Annotated in this window: 19 protein-coding genes; 3 read left to right on the top strand and 16 right to left on the bottom strand. The window is 39.6% G+C overall.

The genetic code is table 11. The features are described from left to right. Positions 1 to 16: 16 nt before the first annotated feature. The 10 genes from NSTC745_RS25185 to NSTC745_RS25140 form a co-directional block, all read right to left on the bottom strand. Positions 17 to 139: a hypothetical protein gene (locus NSTC745_RS25185; protein ID WP_445633409.1), complete on the bottom strand. Its 123-nt coding sequence runs from the start codon at positions 137 to 139 to the stop codon at positions 17 to 19. 113 nt (positions 140 to 252) lie between these two features. Continuing rightward, positions 253 to 375 (bottom strand): hypothetical protein, encoded by a 123-nt coding sequence (locus tag NSTC745_RS25180; RefSeq protein WP_445633408.1) that lies wholly within the window; start codon positions 373 to 375, stop codon positions 253 to 255. A gap of 113 nt (positions 376 to 488) precedes the next feature. Beyond that, on the bottom strand, positions 489 to 611 hold the full coding sequence (locus NSTC745_RS25175; protein ID WP_445633408.1) for a hypothetical protein: 123 nt from the start codon (positions 609 to 611) through the stop codon (positions 489 to 491). Positions 612 to 724: 113 nt separating this feature from the next. Beyond that, the gene (locus NSTC745_RS25170; RefSeq protein ID WP_445633407.1) at positions 725 to 847 is read right to left on the bottom strand and encodes a hypothetical protein; all 123 of its coding nucleotides are present in this window, start codon (positions 845 to 847) and stop codon (positions 725 to 727) included. Positions 848 to 1343: 496 nt separating this feature from the next. Then, positions 1344 to 1826: a cupin domain-containing protein gene (locus tag NSTC745_RS25165; protein WP_445633406.1), complete on the bottom strand. Its 483-nt coding sequence runs from the start codon at positions 1824 to 1826 to the stop codon at positions 1344 to 1346. 549 nt (positions 1827 to 2375) lie between these two features. Beyond that, the gene (locus NSTC745_RS25160; protein ID WP_445633405.1) at positions 2376 to 3095 is read right to left on the bottom strand and encodes a hypothetical protein; all 720 of its coding nucleotides are present in this window, start codon (positions 3093 to 3095) and stop codon (positions 2376 to 2378) included. A gap of 365 nt (positions 3096 to 3460) precedes the next feature. Continuing rightward, complete coding sequence (locus tag NSTC745_RS25155) at positions 3461 to 5365, bottom strand: M48 family metallopeptidase (RefSeq protein WP_445633404.1); 1905 nt, start codon at positions 5363 to 5365, stop codon at positions 3461 to 3463. A gap of 6 nt (positions 5366 to 5371) precedes the next feature. Further along, positions 5372 to 5965, bottom strand: coding sequence for a LemA family protein (locus NSTC745_RS25150; protein WP_445633403.1), 594 nt, complete (start codon positions 5963 to 5965; stop codon positions 5372 to 5374). 217 nt (positions 5966 to 6182) lie between these two features. After that, complete coding sequence (locus NSTC745_RS25145) at positions 6183 to 6644, bottom strand: hypothetical protein (protein ID WP_445633402.1); 462 nt, start codon at positions 6642 to 6644, stop codon at positions 6183 to 6185. A 227-nt stretch (positions 6645 to 6871) separates the two neighbouring features. Continuing rightward, positions 6872 to 8359: a glycosyl hydrolase family 57 gene (locus tag NSTC745_RS25140; RefSeq protein WP_445633401.1), complete on the bottom strand. Its 1488-nt coding sequence runs from the start codon at positions 8357 to 8359 to the stop codon at positions 6872 to 6874. 250 nt (positions 8360 to 8609) lie between these two features. On the opposite strand from NSTC745_RS25140, the gene NSTC745_RS25135 reads away from it, so the two are divergent. After that, complete coding sequence (locus NSTC745_RS25135; RefSeq protein ID WP_445633400.1) at positions 8610 to 8993, top strand: hypothetical protein; 384 nt, start codon at positions 8610 to 8612, stop codon at positions 8991 to 8993. 142 nt (positions 8994 to 9135) lie between these two features. Here the strand turns inward: NSTC745_RS25135 and NSTC745_RS25130 are convergent, their stop codons facing one another. Together NSTC745_RS25130 and NSTC745_RS25125 are read right to left on the bottom strand one after the other, a co-directional pair. Continuing rightward, positions 9136 to 9942 (bottom strand): SDR family NAD(P)-dependent oxidoreductase, encoded by an 807-nt coding sequence (locus NSTC745_RS25130; RefSeq protein ID WP_445633399.1) that lies wholly within the window; start codon positions 9940 to 9942, stop codon positions 9136 to 9138. Positions 9943 to 11115: 1173 nt separating this feature from the next. Then, on the bottom strand, positions 11116 to 12816 hold the full coding sequence (locus NSTC745_RS25125) for an alpha/beta hydrolase (RefSeq protein ID WP_445633398.1): 1701 nt from the start codon (positions 12814 to 12816) through the stop codon (positions 11116 to 11118). 301 nt (positions 12817 to 13117) lie between these two features. On the opposite strand from NSTC745_RS25125, the gene NSTC745_RS25120 reads away from it, so the two are divergent. Beyond that, positions 13118 to 13300 (top strand): hypothetical protein, encoded by a 183-nt coding sequence (locus NSTC745_RS25120; protein ID WP_445633397.1) that lies wholly within the window; start codon positions 13118 to 13120, stop codon positions 13298 to 13300. Between the two features lie 63 nt (positions 13301 to 13363). Here NSTC745_RS25120 and NSTC745_RS25115 read toward each other — a convergent pair whose 3' ends face one another. After that, positions 13364 to 14287 carry an ion channel gene (locus NSTC745_RS25115; protein ID WP_445633396.1) on the bottom strand — a complete coding sequence of 308 codons (924 nt, stop codon included), beginning with the start codon at positions 14285 to 14287 and terminating at the stop codon, positions 13364 to 13366. A gap of 99 nt (positions 14288 to 14386) precedes the next feature. Between NSTC745_RS25115 and NSTC745_RS25110 the strand changes: the two genes are divergently transcribed. Further along, positions 14387 to 15571: an MFS transporter gene (locus NSTC745_RS25110; protein ID WP_445633395.1), complete on the top strand. Its 1185-nt coding sequence runs from the start codon at positions 14387 to 14389 to the stop codon at positions 15569 to 15571. 222 nt (positions 15572 to 15793) lie between these two features. On the opposite strand, the gene NSTC745_RS25105 is transcribed toward NSTC745_RS25110, so the two are convergent. The 3 genes from NSTC745_RS25105 to NSTC745_RS25095 form a co-directional block, all read right to left on the bottom strand. Next, positions 15794 to 16690 (bottom strand): DUF2382 domain-containing protein, encoded by an 897-nt coding sequence (locus NSTC745_RS25105; RefSeq protein ID WP_445633394.1) that lies wholly within the window; start codon positions 16688 to 16690, stop codon positions 15794 to 15796. Positions 16691 to 16787: 97 nt separating this feature from the next. Next, positions 16788 to 17672, bottom strand: coding sequence for a DUF2382 domain-containing protein (locus NSTC745_RS25100; protein ID WP_445633393.1), 885 nt, complete (start codon positions 17670 to 17672; stop codon positions 16788 to 16790). Positions 17673 to 18112: 440 nt separating this feature from the next. Next, positions 18113 to 18949 (bottom strand): YsnF/AvaK domain-containing protein, encoded by an 837-nt coding sequence (locus NSTC745_RS25095; protein WP_445633392.1) that lies wholly within the window; start codon positions 18947 to 18949, stop codon positions 18113 to 18115. Positions 18950 to 19483: the final 534 nt, after the last annotated feature.

The following is a 19483-nucleotide window of genomic DNA, read 5'->3' as shown; positions in this document are numbered from 1 at the left end:
CATTGATTGTCTTAGCTTACCAACAACTACTGCATATCCAGCAGACATAAGCAGCCGCAGCGGTGGTTTTGAGAGTTTCGACTTCACGAATCGCAAATTTCTTCAATGTTTTAGGTTGACTAGCTTGTACAGTTTTCATTATTTTTTCCAGAGTTTAATGTTTGTTTTGGGCAATGTTCTGTGCCCTTGTGTTTATGAATATAGAGAGCGATCGGGTAAAACTAGGGGAGGTGATTGAATTAATTTCAGAAATTACCAACAACTACTACATATCCAGCAGACATAAGCAGCAGCAGCAGTAGTTTTCAGACTTTCAACTTCACGAATCGCAAATTTCTTCAATGTTTTAGGTTGGCTAGCTTGTACAGTTTTCATTGTTTTTTCCTGATTTTGATGTGTGGATTGGGCAATGTTCTTTGCCCTTGTGTTTATGAATATAGAGAGCGATCGGGTAAAACTAGGGGAGGTAATTGAATTAATTTCAGAAATTACCAACAACTACTACATATCCAGCAGACATAAGCAGCAGCAGCAGTAGTTTTCAGACTTTCAACTTCACGAATTGCAAATTTCTTCAATGTTTTAGGTTGGCTAGCTTGTACAGTTTTCATTGTTTTTTCCTGATTTTGATGTGTGGATTGGGCAATGTTTTGTGCCCTTGTGTTTATGAATATAGAGAGCGATCGGGTAAAACTAGGGGAGGTAATTGAATTAATTACACAAATTACCAACAACTACTACATATCCAGCAGACATAAGCAGCAGCAGCAGTAGTTTTCAGAGTTTCAACTTCACGAATCGCAAATTTCTTCAATGTTTTAGGTTGGCTAGATTGTACAGTTTTCATTGTTTTTTCCTGATTTTGATGTGTGTATTGGGCAATGTTCTCTGCCCTTGTGTTTATGAATATAGAGAGCGATCGGGTAAAACTAGGGGAGGTAATTGAATTAATTTCAGAAATTTTGATAGTTTAGTCGCTATGGTCTTTTGTATGCACAGCATCGCGGTAAAGCATAATTAACTGGTCGCAAACCTCGAAGATTTCACCAAAGTTGCGGAGTAAGTAACAGTTGGGGCGTTTGTCAGCAGTTGATTGGTTCCTTCGGTTGATTTTAGGACTTACGCATTGACAAGAAATATCAAATATGGATGATTTAAAAACCACATTAGTCGTAGGGGCACAGCACTGCTGTGCCCCTACACCAAGGGTCTATTTACGATCGAATAATCATTAATAAAAGCCTGAAACAACCTGTGTATGTAAATTCACACCATGATTAATTTGTACAGTAATTATGTTTGATAAACTTCCCTATGATAAAAGTCGAAACTTCTCATCACATTCATCTGTTTCCGGGATTGTTTAAAATAGCTTTTGGTTGATTTGCATTAAATAGAGAAGCAGACAAAAGAATAACTGGTTTGTTTGTTTGGTTTTCTCCATAATGAATCATTCCGGCAGGTTCAACTAGAGAATCTCCCGTTGTCAGCTGTAAAGTTTTTCCTTTTTTAAGAATTAATTCTGTGCTATCAGCTTTAGTTACTTTAGCCTCCCCTTCCACAACAGTATAAGTTAAAGTTCCCGCCTCTACTCGTTCAATCTGCATTCCCGGATGAGTATGAATAGGCAGTTTTGTTCTCGGTGCGATGGTATAGCGTACAAGTTCAAGAATTTGCTTTCGATCGTTAGTTGGATAACCACTTGCTAAAACTTCACGAGTAACAGATTGAGTGTATTTATTGGGTGGAGAAGTTTCTTGGCTGTTAACAACTACACTGGTAAAAGACAGGATAGCTAAGGGGAAAATCACAGAAATTTTTCTCATATCTAAGTTTCTCCTTTGGGCTGATTTAATACAGCGTATTGCAAGTACATGAGGTACACCCCTCCCCAAGGCATCGGGGAGGGTGCGCTATCTTGGCAGGTGGGGTATTCATGCACCTCACAAAGCTAAGATCTGCTGTAAATATTATGGGAAACGACGATTATTTCCCAAAATATCTGTAACAAGTCTTTGGTACTTAGTATCAATTATGGCAAAATGTTCTTTGGGTCAGAATTAAAGTATAAAATAATCAAGCATTTATAAGCTTGATGAAGTAATTAAAGATAGAATTACAGAGTATTGAAGTTAGATAAACTACCAGATTCTAAGTCATTTAACTTATTTAATATTAATACGCGAATCGAGTGTAATAAATATTTTGTTTATACTGAAATGATTTTTAGCGTAGGCGCAGACCACCGCAGGCATCGCACCTTTTTTATCTGACCTCACCAAATCGCGTTGCTCCCCGAAGTACCTTTTTTCTCTACAAGAAGCGCCTAGCGTCTTGTAGAGAAGAATCGTAGAGTGTGGGTAAGTCCTATATTTTTAATGCTGACTCTGTAATTTTTTCATTTCATGTTGTACATCTAATGCAATTTGTAATGCTTCGTTGAGTAACCTTCCATGCTCGGTAGCCTGCTCGTGTACTTGCATGGCTGTTAAAGTTGCTAAATTATTGGCAAATAATTCTGTATTACTGAGAATAAAGTTTTTATTTTCTCTCAATATCCTTTCTGTCTTCAAAGCGCGAACTAAGTCAGTTTTTGTAAGTTTCAACGCTTCGATTACGCTGTCTCTTTGCTTTATAACTACTTCTGGGTTACCAGCTTCTTCTATTTGGTCATTAATATCGATTGCTTTAATAATAGCATTATATCTATTCACCTCACTTAAAAGGATTCGTAGAGAATTATTCATATTTTTTTTGACTAATTTAGTTCTGCTTTTCCAAAGTAGATATAAGATACTTTGTGTTAATCCACCAACCCAAAGCCCTAAAAAAAGTAAGAATAGCCAAGACGGGATTGTTACCCATGAAACAAATACTTTGAGAACTAAATCAAATAATATATAAGTAAAAACAAATGTAGAAAATCCAATAAATATTACAGTTGCCCCTTCGGAACCTTTGATTTTATCTATATATGTTTTTCCGAATTTTAGCAAGATATTTGTAATAATTAACAGATCCTCATTGACAGGTAAATTAGTCAAATTTTGCAGTTCATTGTGACTAATTTCCAAGCCCTGTAAATCATCCCGCACAGCTTTCAAATCCTTGCAAGAATAGTTATTTACAGCAGTTTTCAGGTATTTGGCCACGGTTGAGAGAGGTCATGGCGAGTGGTGTAGTTCAATTACTTGAAAAGCGCTGTAATCTACTATAGCAATCAAATTTCTAAAATGCTAAAGGAGCGGGTATTTTGTCCAAAGTTTTTAAGTAAATTAATACTGATAGCAAGGAACAGGGCTGGGGCAACAGGCAATAGGCAAAGAAAGTCTCTCGATGTCAGGCTTTTACGAGGAGTTTATGTCCTAAACTATGCTCGCTGTGCTATATCTACGAGTCAGGATTTTTTTGTACAATATGATACTCTTTGATTGTGATAATTAAATAAATTAATTGGGCTTTAACCGACCTTTGGAGAAGATTGTTTTTGTTTTGAATTGCCACGTTGAGGATTTAAAAATGGCGGGATGGGACAGTCTAATGTCATGGCGATCGCTCTTAATAAATCTGCTTCCGAAGGAGTAACTTTATTATCTAAGAGTACTGTGTGGGCGCAGGCATCAATAATAGCTTGCTTGAGTTTGGGACTAGCAAGCTGAAGGCGTTCGATACTTTTCTTGAGTTCAGAAAAATTACAAGGAACTGGTGTGTCTGGTTTTTCTTGTTCTCCGGCTTTGGGAAGTCGAAAAACTCCAGAACGAAAAGCATAAGCTATGGCATCGGGTTCGGTATGTCCCACGCGTGCGAGTGTCGATAGTATTAAGATGCTATCCGGCCAAATTTGTTCGATGGTGGTGAATTCTACTGTTATGGCTGACGTAGGATTAATACAAGGTTGGAGACGATGCCATAGTATTAATTGCAACACGAAATCCCACAATGATAAATTGCCCTTGGCTTTCACTAAACCATGAACGCATTTGCACAACCTTTGGCATTCCTTGGCGGAATTTTGGCGCAATGCGGGTACTGTCAAATCTACAAGTGGCAAACGAATGCTGGGATCTAACTGGCTAATTTCGCTACTCAATTCCAGAGTTTTTTCTACCAACTCTGTGGGCTGTACTTCGCGCAACCAAGCAATTTGACGTTCTTGGACTTCAAGATTTTCCGTATCTAACGCTAGCGCAAAAGCGATCGCCATTGCACTCCCCTGCTCCCGCACGCTTAAACGCAAAGATTCTGGCAACTGGGACAACAGCCCTTGAGCGTGGGTAAAATGCTCTGGTGCAACGGTTCCCACCTGGTTGACTATTTGTTGTGGTGTGGCGTCAGTACCACCAGCAAAACCCATTGCTAAAGATTCCTGGGAACCGATGCGATGGCGAGATGGCATTGTTGGTAAATTACTAACGTTCACACCCCCAACACGACGGATACGTTCTGCTAGAGGTGGGTGGGTAGAAAACATATCTTCCCAAAAAGAAGGATTGAGGGCATTGCCGAAGAACATGTGACTGGCGGCTTCTGCACCCGGCGAAATCAAACGGGAATCCATTTGTTGGAGTTTTTGGAAGACTCCGGTAAGTCCGTTGGGGTTGCGAGTGAACTGTACGGCGGAAGCATCGGCGAGAAATTCCCGTTGGCGAGAGACGGCGGCTTTAATCAAGCGTCCGCAAAGTAAGCCGATACCGCCAATTGCCATTAGTGCTAAACCAAACGCCCACAAAGGCAAACCTTTATCTTCGCGGGAACCACCACGAAGCCGCCACAGCAACTCCCCAGTTAAATAAATAAACAAAATTCCGTGTAACAGTCCTACCAAACGCAAATTCAGCCGCATATCTCCATTAAGAATGTGGCTGAATTCATGGCCGATGACTCCTTGGAGTTCATCGCGGTTGAGGTGTTGCAAAGTCCCACGGGTAACTCCAATAACGGCATCATTGGGCGTAAATCCCGCAGCAAAAGCATTAATGCTGGTTTCTCTTTCCAGGAGGTAAACTTCTGGGACAGAAATACCAGAAGCGATCGCCATTTCCTCGACAATATTTAATAGTTGTCTTCCTTGTTCGTCGGCGGTTTCTGGGAGTAAAAGTCTTCCCCCTAACTCCTGGGCAATTACACTTCCTCCCTCACGGAGACAGGCAATTTTATAGACACTTCCTACAGCGATCGCAATTATTGTAATCCCAGCCACACACAGAAATAATCCTGAATGCCACCAAATACGGGGAGCCATGCGAAACAGAAATAAAGTAGCAATGTAAATTGCTACTATCGTGACTGCGATGGATAGAGAAAATAACCCGATTAATTTTTGTGTATTTTGGCGTGCCCGATCCTGATGTTCAAAAAAATTCATAGACACCTAAAAAGACACGCGAGGAGCATTTCTCACTTCTGCATTTGCTTCGGGAAGCAATTCTGCCAGAGTAAAATTAAAAGTATTTGCTACAAGATTGCTGGGGAAAGATTCACTTTTGGTGTTGTAAAGTGTCACAGCGTCATTAAAAGCTTGACGAGCAAAAGCAATGCGGTTTTCAGTAGAAGATAGTTCTTCCATCACCTGACTGATAGAGCGATCGGCTTTCAATTCTGGATAAGATTCTGAAAGTACCATGAAGCGGCTTAACGCACCTGCCAGCGCGGCTTCCGCATTACCCAACTGCTGCATCGCTTGGGGATCGCCAGGATTTTGTACGGCGCGACTATTAGCATTCATCGCAGAATTTCGAGCTGCAATTACAGCTTCTAAAGTTTCTCGCTCATGTTTCATATATCCCTTAGCAGTTTCCACCAAATTAGGAATTAAATCATAGCGACGCTGTAATTGAACATCGATTTGAGAGTAAGCATTTTTGTAGCGGTTGCGATACTTTACTAAATCGTTGTAGCCATTAATCAGAATTAGAGCAACAGTAGCAACTAAAGCTACAGCAAATATGAAAACTCCGATAGTCATAAATTTCAATCCATAGAACTTGCAGAAGAAAATTCAACTATTTTGATGAAATAATCTAAATAGTTGGATATGACAATGAGTTTACTTGTAGCAAGTTAGCTTCGTCGTCTGTAAAATTAATTACGCAACTTTACTGAGTTAGACGAGTTGTAAGATTTTTTAACAACCGCAGAGGCGCAGCGAGAAGTCAGAACCTACGGCAAAATATCAAAAACAGTTATCTATAAATTTGCATAAATAGCGAATAACCGCTGACAGCAAAAATAAAAAGGATAGCAGCAGAAAAAAATACTACATCTCTAACAATAAATATAATCCAATCTTTCCTAAGTTCTTGTTTAAACTTGAGTTCTCGTACCTTGCGCTCAAGTTCTACATCTTCTTGCGATCGTGAGTTGCCTATTGATAGAACCAATGGCTTGTTACCTTTGGTGGCAATAATTTTTGATAAATCTTCTATATCTGTAATTTCAGTTTCTAGGTTTTGGTTTTCATCTGCAATCCAGATATGTTTACCTCTTTGCTTAGCTTCTACTGTAACTTCTAAAAGTGAGAGCGCCTTTAACAGCACCTCAGCATTATCTCGATTAATCTGTTGCGACAGATTAGTTATTGTCTCATAAATTTCTGGCGATAAATCTAAATTTATTTGAATGCGCTCATTTTTTTTGATACTCATTTCTCAAATATTTGCATAAAATATTACAGTTAAGTATACAAAAACAGGTATAAACCCTGTTTTACTTCTGAATTCTGAATTACACATTATGTCGATTAGACGCTAAAAACCCTTATTTATCGTTGTAGAGACGTTGCACTGCAACGTCTGTACAGGGCGCACAATCCTTGATATTTCGTTGATTTGGATAATTCACATCAGACGTAAATTCTAAAATCAAATATTTTTTACAGCAAGCTTTTACCTCGTTGATAAATTTCCCTTGCATAATCAGTCCAAGCGCCTTGTCCCCAATAACGAAAACAACTAGTTTCCAGTAAAAGATTATATAGGAGAAGGTTACGGTATTCAAATTGTCTGGTAATAGGTTCTGCTGAATTAGTTTGCTGTAATTTATCAAATTTTTGATGGAATAAGCTGCTTAATTCATACATGGGGGACAAGACATTTTCATATCCTTTCACCCAACTAATATGATTTGTCCATGAGCCTCCATCCATGTGAAAATTAGGGTTGTTTTCTTTTAATTCTTGAATGGTATTTTCTACAGCTTCAGGTTGGGTATTTTCTGGTGAAACTCGCTGCCAAATCTGATGTTGTCCAACTGGTTGGCAAGTTGGGTAGTCTTCAGGTTTGCATCCAGCAGCTTCGATTAATTCTAAATATTCTGTACCACACATCCCAACAACGCCTGATTTTCCTCCACCATGATTTACCATATCCCACCAAGCTTGTTTAAAAGCACTAGGAAATTCATTCATCATCACGCCGCCATTTTCACCATCTCCAATTTGACTAACTATTGGCGGCACAAGTGCGCTTCCTAATTGTTGTTTAGATAAGGTTTTAGCTTCATAATAAGGCTGCATTTGGGCAACTAATTTAGTATCCGAACCTTGAGTTTTAATTAATGCTGTAATACTAATTATTTCCCCTTGAGAATTGCGGGCAATCAAACGATGTGGTAAATGTTTGTAGTTAAGAGATTCACCGTTAATTGTTTCTACAGAATGTTCTTGAACGAGTAACCAACGATATCCACATTCTTTGAGCGCTTTCACAAATTCAAAGAGGACATCAGGATGATTTGGTAAATGCATTTCTGGAGGTGAAAATCCTTTGACTCGTGCTAATGCTTCCCAACCAAAAATTGCCGCAAAGTGATGTTGCCATGCAATTATATGTAATTTAATGTCTGCTATGGGAGTGGAGGGAACAACAGCATGACCCCACATTGTACCCAGCCATTCTACATAAGGTTGATAGGTAGGATCGCAAGTAATACGTTTCAAGTTATCAATAATATCACTGCGCCCCATTTGCCGCAGTCCCCACAAAAGATTACCTGAGTAATCCAACATTACACGCGGATTACAACCTTGATTTACAAGTTCGGGAATGAAATCTCCCATGCGGCTGTAACAATAAGCAAAAGGCCCTGCATTATGGTTATCGCCTTCGTTGGGATGTTCAAACATGTATTGCAAATTGCTGATGAATGTGCCACCGTATCCAGCAGGGATCGTAGGCTGGTGCATGTGTAAAGCGATCGCAAATACAGCATTTACGTCATCTAACTTAATATTCGTTGTTGGTAAAAATACAGGCGTATCATGGTTAACTACAGAAAGGATTTCTGTTTCCCAACCAGAAATATTCGGCAAGCCATCAATGATTTCGGGCAAAGAAGAGAGATTAGTTGGTAGTGTCAGCATTTCTGGTTGCTCCGAAACAGGGTATGTCTCATTATGCGATCGCGCAGCAATTTATGAACTTATTTCTGATATTGCCTCCTGACTCCGTTCCCTACTCCCTCTTACAGACTATTAATTTGGGCTAACAAGTGCGGTAGAGCCAAATTTATCTGAATAACAATTTGCCATAATTGCATAAAAGTTTTTCATCAAACCTAATAGCTATTGAAAACAAGCTACTACTAATTTTTTTATTTCTGGGAGTCAAAAGATGACAGTATTATCCAATCTTTCCAAGATGGCTGCTGTAGTTGCTATCTTGACGCCACTTTTTACTGTGGATACTGCTATTGCACAACAGAGCTATCCAATGACCTGTCGTGGTGGTGGTACGCTGGCTATACAAAACGATGGTAGTGATGGTGTGCGAATCAATTTCCAACCAGCAGCAGGAGCCGCGCCCGAAGGCTTGTCACCTGGTCAGTGTACTTGGTCGGATCGGGCGTTGAGGTCTGGTGAGCCAACAACCATCTGCGATAGTGGTGTAAGTGTAGCCCAATATGTGGGTTTATTAGTTCGCTCAGATCGATACGCAATTTTGCAAGTTTACAACAATGGTCGTGGCTGTATGCAAGTTACTAGGGTTGGCCCTTAGGTATGACGCCATTACAAGGCATCTGAACTTCTCCTAAAGGAGACACTCCGCCAATGGTGGATGGGATAACAGTTACAGCGATTTGGCCTGACATTGATTTTTCTTCAACAAAAACAAGTCGCCAAAACGCTGAATTTTTTGCTCAAAAACTCGGTTTTTCAGTGAATTTTTGTCTTCTAGGTGCTGGCGGAGTTGCTATTTGTAAAATCAGTTCTAACAACCAAGGGGCAAGGCGTTGACACCACACTGCTAGATGACTTTGCCATCCGACTAAAATTTCTGGTGAATCATTTCGCATTCCAGCGACAAGTGCTTGAGCTACTTGCTGGGGAGTCATGGGGATTACCCAGCGAAATAATTTTAAGTCGCGTACCATGTCTGTGTCTGTGAGAGAAGGTAGTAATGCAATCACTCTGATATTGTATTGGGCGAGTTCCCGGCGCAAGGCTTGGGTAAATCCCAAGATGGCAAATTTAGTAGCCGAGTAGGTTGCCATTGTCGGTGCTGCAATTTTTCCCATTAGACTCGATACATTGACGATTGTTCCTTGCCTTTGGCTGGCCATACGTCGAGCCATCAGACTTGTGAGGTTGTACATTCCCAATAAGTTTACAGAAAGTTCTTCTTGAACTTGGGGCAGTTTAGATTGCAAAAACGAGCTTTGGTATGCGACTCCCGCACAATTAACCAGCAGATGAATCGGGCCATACTTGCGCCAAACTTGAGCAATAGTAACATTGACTTCAATTACCTGAGTCAAGTCCAAAGCAACGATCGCAGTCTCCACACCCATCGCCTCAATTTTGTTCGCTAGCTCAACTAACTTCTGGCGATCGCGTGCTACCAATATCAGCCGCTTGATGCCTTGTTTGGCTAGTTCCAGCGCGATCGCCCTACCAATACCGCGAGAAGCCCCTGTAATTAGGGCTACTTTACCTTGAATCTCCATTGGTTTTATCCTCCAAAATGTAACTTAGGGATTGGGCATCCCTTCTCTGCGAGACGCTACGCGAACGGCTACGCTCAGGGCAAGTGGGCATGGGGCATTGGTGAGTACTTATTACCATCTCTCCAACCCTTAGTCACCAGCGATGCACTGAGCGGCTGGTGAGCGCAGTCGAACCATGCCGAAGTGTCCCCAGTTCCCAGTCACTTTAACAACGAGCTATTTCTTGGTTAATCTGCAATCCTTCGTAATTGTCTATACGAGGCAGAAATTTCTCGTTTTTTACTCTTAATTACTAACGTACTCGGCTGAATCAATATAGCTCATAGATTTTACTTCTCCTCGATTTGAGCGTTCATCAGCATCGTTGACATACACACGTTAGCAATTAAATCAAGTCATTGCAATATCTTTTAATAAGACTTTCTTAATACTTCTTAGTACAAGTATATATATATAAAAGATTTTATTAAATAAGTTTTTATGAATACGTAAGTGCAAATATATTAAAGCCCTGACAATTAATTTCTGTTTTGCAAAATTGTTATATCTAAGCCACAGCTTAGATATAAAAAAGACATATTTAGCAATCCTATTTGATGTGTAAGAATTTCCAGCCGAAGATGCCGACTTATCAAAAAATCGTAGTGCCTTATTTTTCACGCATTATTTAAGATTGCCATCTCATTTTTCTTATGATTGTAATAATTATATTTTATTAATTATCTGCGTAATACTATCAGTATATTTACTGATTGATTGAAAATTAAGGTTTGTGGTTTTTATTTTTTTAATCGGATAAGAGGGCTAGATGCTTATTTAAAATGCAAAATTGCAGACTATATTGATTTGCTAAAACTTTAGTAAAGATTATGGGTTATCTATATTTAACTTTGAGATTATCTAATTAATGCTTGAGAGTTACCTTGTTTAGAGCAATTGTAATTTATTGATGATTAAGAAGATCCCCAACTTATTAGAGAAGTCGGGGATCTGAACCATAAGCCAACATAATTCATAATTACTAATACTCTAGAAAAAGCTTCTTTAAGAGAATATACGTAATTATTCAAGAGTGTTGTTAGCGATCGCGGGGCGTTTAGCTTGTTAGGACTTATAGCAGTTGTCAGGTAGGTGACTTCTAAAGGTGTTGCCTATTGCCTGTTCACTGCTATATTATTTTCCTTCTTGTCCCTGAGGAGTCGTAAGTTGAGGATTTGATGGCCGGAATGACTGGGGAATTGCCCCACTCCAGACTTGATTAAATTGCTCTGGTGTTAGCGATTGCAAAAGACTGAGATTCAAAGATTCTTTACTAATGAATGTGGCGTAAGATGGCTGCAAATAAGACCGGTATTCTGGGCGGTTGAGGAGATGGGTTGATAAGAAAGCTACGCTTAAAGCGTTGAGATAGGAATAAACAGGAGTAGGGTTAGGGCCTAGTAAGGCAGGCGGCACAGGTAATACATTATTCTCAGGAGTAGGTTCGGCGATCGCACTAAAATGGGTGGCATTTTCAATCAAAGCAAGGTACTTATTGGAGTCAGTCAGCCAGGTAAAAGGGAGAATCTGCTCAGATACAGGTGGGGCAAAAATATCTTGACTACCAGCCACCAACATTACTGGAATTTTAATTTGGCTGATGCCCCCCTGACCTAAAATCGAACTGTCAATGGGATTAATCGCCATGACTACCTTAATGCGATCGTCTTTGAGTTGGTAATCTTTTAGGGGTAACTCAGCAGCTTGACACTGCAACAACAGCGACAAATTAAAGAAGGAATTATTGGGATTACAGTCTTGGTAAAGTTGGTCAAAGTTAATCTTTGCTCCTGCCAGAGTCAAAACAGTATAACCACCAAAAGAATGACCGATCGCCCCAATTTGCTGAAAATTAAGTTTTCCTTGGAGGAAGGTATCAGATTTTTCTAAACGCTCAAGTTCATTGAGTAAATACTTAATATCCAAAGGTCGATTGACAAATTCTGCTGGTTCTGGCGGCCCTGCCAAACCTGCAAAATATAGCTGAATGCGTTCGGCATTACTACCAGGGTGTTCCAATACCGCAACCGCAAAACCATAGGATGTGAGATGTTGAGCTAGGTAAGCAAAGGTAGAGCGATCCGAAGCCAGACCATGAGAAATTACGATTAGGGGATACGGCGGTTTTAGTTCAGCTTGGGAATTGGCTTGAGGTAAATAGATATCTACAGGCAGACGACGATTGCGAGAAAAGTCATTTAGCTCAAAGCTTTTTTTCTGCCAAGTGAATTTTCCAGGCGATCGCAAATCTGGCTGTTGTGAGAAATCAACCTTGGAATTGGCTGCGGCTACCGTCGCTTGTTGTTGGAGAAAACCCACAACTTCATCCTTTTTTTCTATAAGTTGTGACAAGTTATCGACAATCCTTAGCCCTTCTGAGTAATTTATCCTGATAGTATTGCTGGGAAATCTCCGCAGCAAATTTACGACTGTTAAGCCTTCGCGATCGGCAGCAGCTACGATCAAAGCTGCACGTATGGCATAGAAACCGTTTTGTCGAGACTCAGTGAGAAGCAATTCTCCCAGACGTTGCATCACTTCTTCACCGATTGGCGAATAGGTAACCTGAGATACTACCGTAGGACTAACATTGAAGCGTTGCTGGAGTAGATTCCGCAATTGCGCGAGTTGTTCGGAAGTAGCACGGCTAGCATAAAAGGAAAAGTCTTCATCGATTTTGCCAGTTTTCGCAAAAGTTTCTAGCGAGTCCACAGACAAAGAGAATTCGCCGAAGGGAGGGTAATAAAAGCTAATGCGATCGGCTGCCAATCCGGGAGTAGCAGTCAAAAAGGTAGATACAAAACTCAAACCCAGGTATCGCCAAAATTTTTTCATCAGAAAAACCCATTGTCTAACCCTGCCAAACAATTATTGTCAAAAAGTACAGCTAGTAGTTCGCCAAGTTCACTAGGCGGGGTAAAGGGTAAAGGGGAAAGGGGAAAGGTTTTAAATCCCTTACCCTTTTCCCTTTACCCAACCTCCACCTAACATTTTTGGGTTGGCAGATCGCTAGCTAGCTGTACCTTTCTACAATCATTTGTATTCTACCCAGTTAAAATCCCTGTAAGTAGTAAATTTTTCAGCCAAATAGCATTTAATAGAGCGATAATAGAATATATAGATCGAGATATTTTATATGTCTTCCAGTTCTTGTTCCTCTTGTGTTGTTATCCTCAATCAACAACAAAAGGAAAATATCTCTCACCAAAAGCAGTGTCAAGATATGCCAGTTAACGACACCAAGAAGACTGGTGAAAATTGTACTGTGGTTGAAAATGGTCGGGTTGTGGTTAAACCAATACAATGTCCAAAGGATTAACCCAAAGACGCGGGGACGCAAAGAGATATTAATGATAGTTTCTGAGTTCTGAATTCTGAATTCTTACTCAATTTCATCTGAAGGTAAAACATCGTGAAAGCGATTGTAGTCGATGTAGCGATGTCCATCGGGTGTTTCGTGAAAGATATCGACAAAGCGATTATTCCACAAAATTTCCTTAGCGCCATAGCTGTGACGGGCATGGACGACCTGTGCAACTGTTTCATCAATGCCACTCAAAGAAATCATCAGCATCGAATTTGTCTGCATTAGTGATTCTGCCGTCATCCCATATAAAGGACTAAACTCATCAATCACATGTACCACTGACCAGCTTAAAGAAAAGCTTGGTGTTTGGTTTCGCAGCAGTTTCAAATCGTAGATTCTACGCATGTGCTGACCTTCTGCCGTTACTTCGTCGCGCATCAAATATACTCGCATCTGCGCTTCCAAAATCATGTTGCGGCGCTGGTTAGCACTGCGAAACATCAAAGTTGGCTTGGCATCGTGAGGTGTAATCACTGCTACACGGCTAAAGATCACGCGGGCGGTTGGTCGAGAGAAGCGGGCAAACGCTAATCCGGTCATCACAGCGATTCCCACCAAACCGATCATCGCTTCAATGGTAACAATAACATTGGCGTAAGTTGTTTTAGGATACATCGCACCGTAGCCGATGGATGCTAGGGTTTGGACGCTAAAGAAAAAAAGATCTAAAAAAGAACCGGGTCTAGCATTGGCAATACAATCTCCACCTAGAAAGTAAGCTACGGCGAATACAGCATTAATAGTTACATAAGATAGACAAATCAGTATTAAAAACCCAACCCAGGGAATGGTCAGTAGCAGATGGTAGGGATCGCGCCAGTAGGAATACCATACACCCATCCCCATAATCTCAAACTTTCCGTCTCGAATCTGAATGTGAATAGGTGGGAGCAAACGCTGTTTTTGCTTGCGTGAAAATCGCTTGACTCGAAATTTCATCTGGGGTAGCCAAAAGAACGATAAGTAAGTACTATTACTAGGGTTTAAAAGTCGCTGTTTTCAGTTACAGTGCAGTTGCAAAGTAACAACCAGGTTGTGATGGATCGAAATTTCTGGATTACCGCTTTAATTGCTTTTATTAATTCCCTCAGTTTTACAGTTTTAATTCCCATTATCTATCTTTATGGCAAACAATTCGGTCTGAGCGATTTTGAAACGAGTTTGTTATTTTCGATTTATTCCATAGCTCAGTTTTTTGCAACTCCGGTGATTGGTAAACTTTCCGATCGCTTTGGACGCAAGCCTTTACTAATTATCAGTTTAGCCGGAACTGTGTTAGCTAACTCGATCGCTGGAACAGCGACAACAGCAGTTATTCTTTTTCTCGCTAGATTTTTAGATGGAATCACCGGCGGAAATGCTTCCGTAGCTCAAGCAATTATTTCAGATGTTACCATTCCCGAAAAGCGGGCCCAAGGCTTTGGAATTTATGGAGCAGCACTAGGATTAGGTTTTGTACTAGGCCCAGTTACTAGCTTGTTGGCACAGCAGATTTCTTTGGGATTTGGATTTATAGTTTCCGGTGCAGTCGCATTCGTCGCTTTGTTAATTACAATCTTTTTCTTACCAGAAAGTCTGCCCAAAAAAGCTGAGAAAGCACACAATATCTTTGATTTAGGTTTAGGAAATTTAATTAGAGGTTTAGTTATGCCTAAAATTGGCGTACTTCTAATTATCAATTTTTGTATTGGCACAACTTTTACTATTTTTACGTATGCTTTTCAACCTTACTATATTTATGTCTTAGGTCAAAATAGCCAGTCTTTAACACTTCTGTTTTTAGTTTTTGGAGTGTTAGGCGTAATCATGCAAACTTGGGGAGTTTCAATTTTAAAAAAGAAAAGTAATGTAGTTACTATATTATTTTTAGGTATATTTTTCCGAAGTTTTTCATTTGTTTTAATGCCAGTTTTTCCTAACATTGTTTATTTTGTAGCAGTCAGTATACTGTTTTCGCTATTCAATTCTTTAGTACAACCCATGATTAGCACGTTAATTTCTTTGAATACAAAAGCAGAGGATCAAGGAACTGCAATGGGATTAAACGCATCTTATTTGAGTATTTCCAATGGTATTGGCCCTGTGATTGCAGGAATGCTAATTCATAAATCCGATCCCAAAACCTATGGCTATCCATTATATTTAGCTGGAACGGTTACTTTTTTAATATTAGTTTTGGCAATAGTGACTCGTAAAAGATACACACCTCAGAGTAATTTCTAGAATAGAATTCAGAAGTCAGAATTCAGAATTCAGAATTCAGAAGTCAGGATAGAAGGATATCATACGTAAATTATGAGCAAAAAAATAGGGCGTGCAATGCTCGCCCTAATGATTTATCTGCTAGAAACTTATTTACAACAGATTTCAAGTTGCTGAAGTACACAAGATTACTTTTATCAGCATTCAAATCTGTTTGAGTTGTGAATTCTGACTTCTGCTATATTATTCAGGCTTTGGCTGTTGACCTTTGGAACAGCGGTCAAACCACTCCTGGTATTTTTTTTGATGTGATTCATCTGCAACAGAAATCGCCACTCGCACCTTATTGCATCCATGATTTTTCTCTAGTGCGATCGCATTCAATAATAAACTAGCAATTTTAGGCGAACTAAATTCGCCAGCCACTGTTAAACCACCGTCAAAGTGTGTAAGTTCGACTGTTTCTAGTTCATTCAACTCTAGTCCAGAAATTTCGCCTCCGCTTAAATCAATTTCTGCAAGTTGCTTGTGTTCTGGACTGACTTGTTCGACTATTAATTTCTCACGGCGTACAGGAACTTGTACCATCCGAGTTTCAATTTCTTTGCGAACAACTACTTCACCTACTCTATGCTTGTTGCTTTCAACAACTAGCCGTTCTTCTAGTAAACGAATAATCTTTTCTTCACTAACGTCTTCTAATTCTGCTGGCTCAACAGAGTTATTTGTAGTTTGATTATAAGCTAGTTCTTTAGTTGAGTTTTGTGATAGTTCGGATTTGCCCTCGCCTGGTGTTTCTGCTTCTAAATATTCAGGCATATACTCTATTTCTGATTTATCTAAGTCTATGAAAACAGATTTAGTCGGATTGTCGATTTTTTTGACTCTCTGGCTTTGCACCCAGAATAAAGAAGCATGTTTATCGGTTAAAGCCTGATTAGATACTAGGATTTCTTGATGCACTCGGTTAGATATAACTAAGTTTAACCGATTATTACTATCTACAATTAAATCCTGAACGTTTCCTACTAGCTCACCTTGACTATCAAACACAACAAAATTTTTTACTTTGTGTTTTAAACTTGCTAGTAAGGTGTTAGTGTGATTATTCGAGCTTACCTGTCCAATGTTTCTTACCATCGGTTAGCTATTAGTAAAAGGGACTGAGTACTGGGGAGTGGGTATTGGGGACTGGGTATTAGGAAAACAGTCCCTATTTCCCAGTCCCTATTTCCCCTTAGCGTTCTTCAATGGGAAGGTTAGGAGCATTTATGTCTAGTTCTTCACGGCGCACAGTATCTTGAGCTTCAACTGTTTCTTGATCTACAACTTTTCTAACTCTAACTTCTTCCCGCAAAACTGCTTCTTTGCGAATTTCAGGAGTTTCTTCATGGAGTTCGACGCGAGCAACTTCGCCTTCACGGAAGTTTGCTTCACTTGCAGGAACGGCTCTACCAGCATCCGCAGGAGTTACACGTTCAATCACAACTCGCTCTTTTTCTACTGGTACAGCGACTCGTGCAGTTTCGGTTTCAATGTGTTTGCCAATTGCTACTTCTCCGGTTTTGCGGCGTTGTTTGCCGGCGATTAGTCGTTCTTCATACAATCTCAAAGTTTGATGATCTTGTTCGTTTAAATTGTATAAAGAAGGCTCATGTTCGTATGTGTAACTATCACGGTTGTAACTAGGAGTAGAATAGGTTGCATCTAATGGCGCTGATGCTTCTACAGGTCTTGATGCTTCAGCAGGAGTGGTGTAGTCTCCAGGACGGCGATATACTCCACGCACCTGTTCTTCGTAGTCGTAGTCAAGCGCTAGGCGTTCATTAAACTCAGGTAAATCTTCTGCTTGCTCTCTAGTTAAACCGATGGTGTAGACGCGATCGCTATTGTAGTCAATACGAGCGCGACCAATTGGTAGTAATACTTTTTTACCAAAAATCCAGAAACCTAAGTCAACAACTAGATAACGGATATGACCATCTTCATCAACTAAAACATCGTTGACACTACCAATTTTTTCATCAGTTCCTTGTGTATAAACACCAAGTCCCTTAATATCATGACCATCAAAACTATCGCGATAGTTAGGCTCAAAATCTTCTAACTTGTAAAGAACCATTTTATTTCCCCTCAAAAATGTATTTACATTTCCTTGTTACTAAGGTAGACATTTATTCACTCGTTTACCTCCTTCTGACGAAAGAAATTATTTAACAAACAATTATCCAAAGTTGTATGTTTTTATAAATTTTTAATTAAAATTGTAAGTAAAAATATAAATAGATTAAAATACAGGCAAAGATAAAAATCAACTTTGCCTGTTAGAAATTACAAAAATACAGCAAATTCAAGAGTAGAACAAGTTTTGTCTCTAACTATCAGAGCTATTTTGTCTAATTCACCAACATAAATACTTAACAGTTAGCAGATGTTTTTAAGCGATACCGCACTTTGCAGGTGAGTTAAAAACCATTTTAGAATGATAAATCTTATGAGGGTGGGCATCTTGCCCGCCCTTGTCTATCTCATTGAGATCGAATGCGATGTAACTCTTAACTATTAAACATTTTCGTGTTTAATATTATCACTTTCTTGCACATGTAGATCTCCAGCAGTATCAACATTTAACTCTTCTCGACGAATCGTCTCTTGTGCTTCCACAGTATCGCGTTCTATTACTTTCTTAACTCGGACTTCTTCCCGCACAAAGGCTTCTTTACGTATTTCGGGTGTTTCTTCGTAGACTTCTATGCGTGCTATTTCTCCTTCTTGAAACTTAAGTTCGTTGGTCTCAACGGTTCCTACTTCAGTGGGTACAACTCGCTCAATTAAAACCCGTTCTTTTTGAATAGGAACTGTGACACGTGCAGTGTCAGTTTCAATATGCTTACCAACAGCTACTTCCCCAGTTTTCACGCGATGCTTATTAGCAATTAATCGTTCTTCATACAGTCTAAAAGTTTGATGATCTTGCTCATTCAACTCGTAGAAAGCTGGTTCTTTTTGGTAATTGTATGTTCGATCGTAAGTCACGTTACTGGTTGAAGGACGAAATACACTACGTACTTTTTCTTCGTAATCGTTATCAATATTTCCAATTTCTTGATGATCGGGTAACCTTTCTATTTGCTCTCTGCTCAATCCATCAACATGAACCGTTCTTGCTGCATAATTTATCCGAGAAAGACCAACTGGAAGTAAGATTTTTTTATTAACAGAATCTAAGCTGGTGTCAATAATTAAATACCGAAAACGACCATCATCGTCAACTAAAACATCATCAACTAAGCCAACTCTCTGTCCGCCCTCAGTATAAACATCCAGTGCTCTTACATCATCTCCGCCAAAAGTTTCTCTATAATTTGGGTCGAAATGTTCAAGTTTGTGAAGAGGCATATGCTATTCTCAAGTTCTTTCTAATCTTTATCAGCTAGTCTAAAAAATATTAGACTCAATCTCATCCTGCTGGCGACTGAATTAAATTAAGAAGTTTAAGACGTTTCCGGGTCTATAGCTCATACTTTATGATGGTAAAATTCAAGTTGAAGACTATTGATAATCAATAGAGATATAACTAAAGTTATAATCCAAGCGTGAGATCCCGGACTTATTAAAGAAGTCAGCTATCTTTTTTAGAGAGAATTATTGAGGATTGCTATAAGTAAGTGGACACAATTATTTAGAAGATGCATTTCGACCCTTCTCTACGAGAGGCTTCGCCAACGGCAAGCTCAGGGCATCGCTGCGCTCAATGCTCGACCTTTGAGAAGACGAGGGTTGAGTTTCGACTACGCTCAAGTCCCGCGAAGTCGAAACCCGGTAATCTCAAGTTAGGTTTAATTTAGTCCTTCTAGTTATAAATAATAATTTCTTACCTAAGTTAATTGTAATTATATTTACATTAAAAAATAACTCACTTAAGTCCGAGCT

This window comes from Nostoc sp. DSM 114161 (assembly GCF_052692665.1).
The sequence above is the reverse complement of the archived record's forward strand: the minus strand, read 5'-3'. Positions and strand labels throughout refer to the sequence as shown.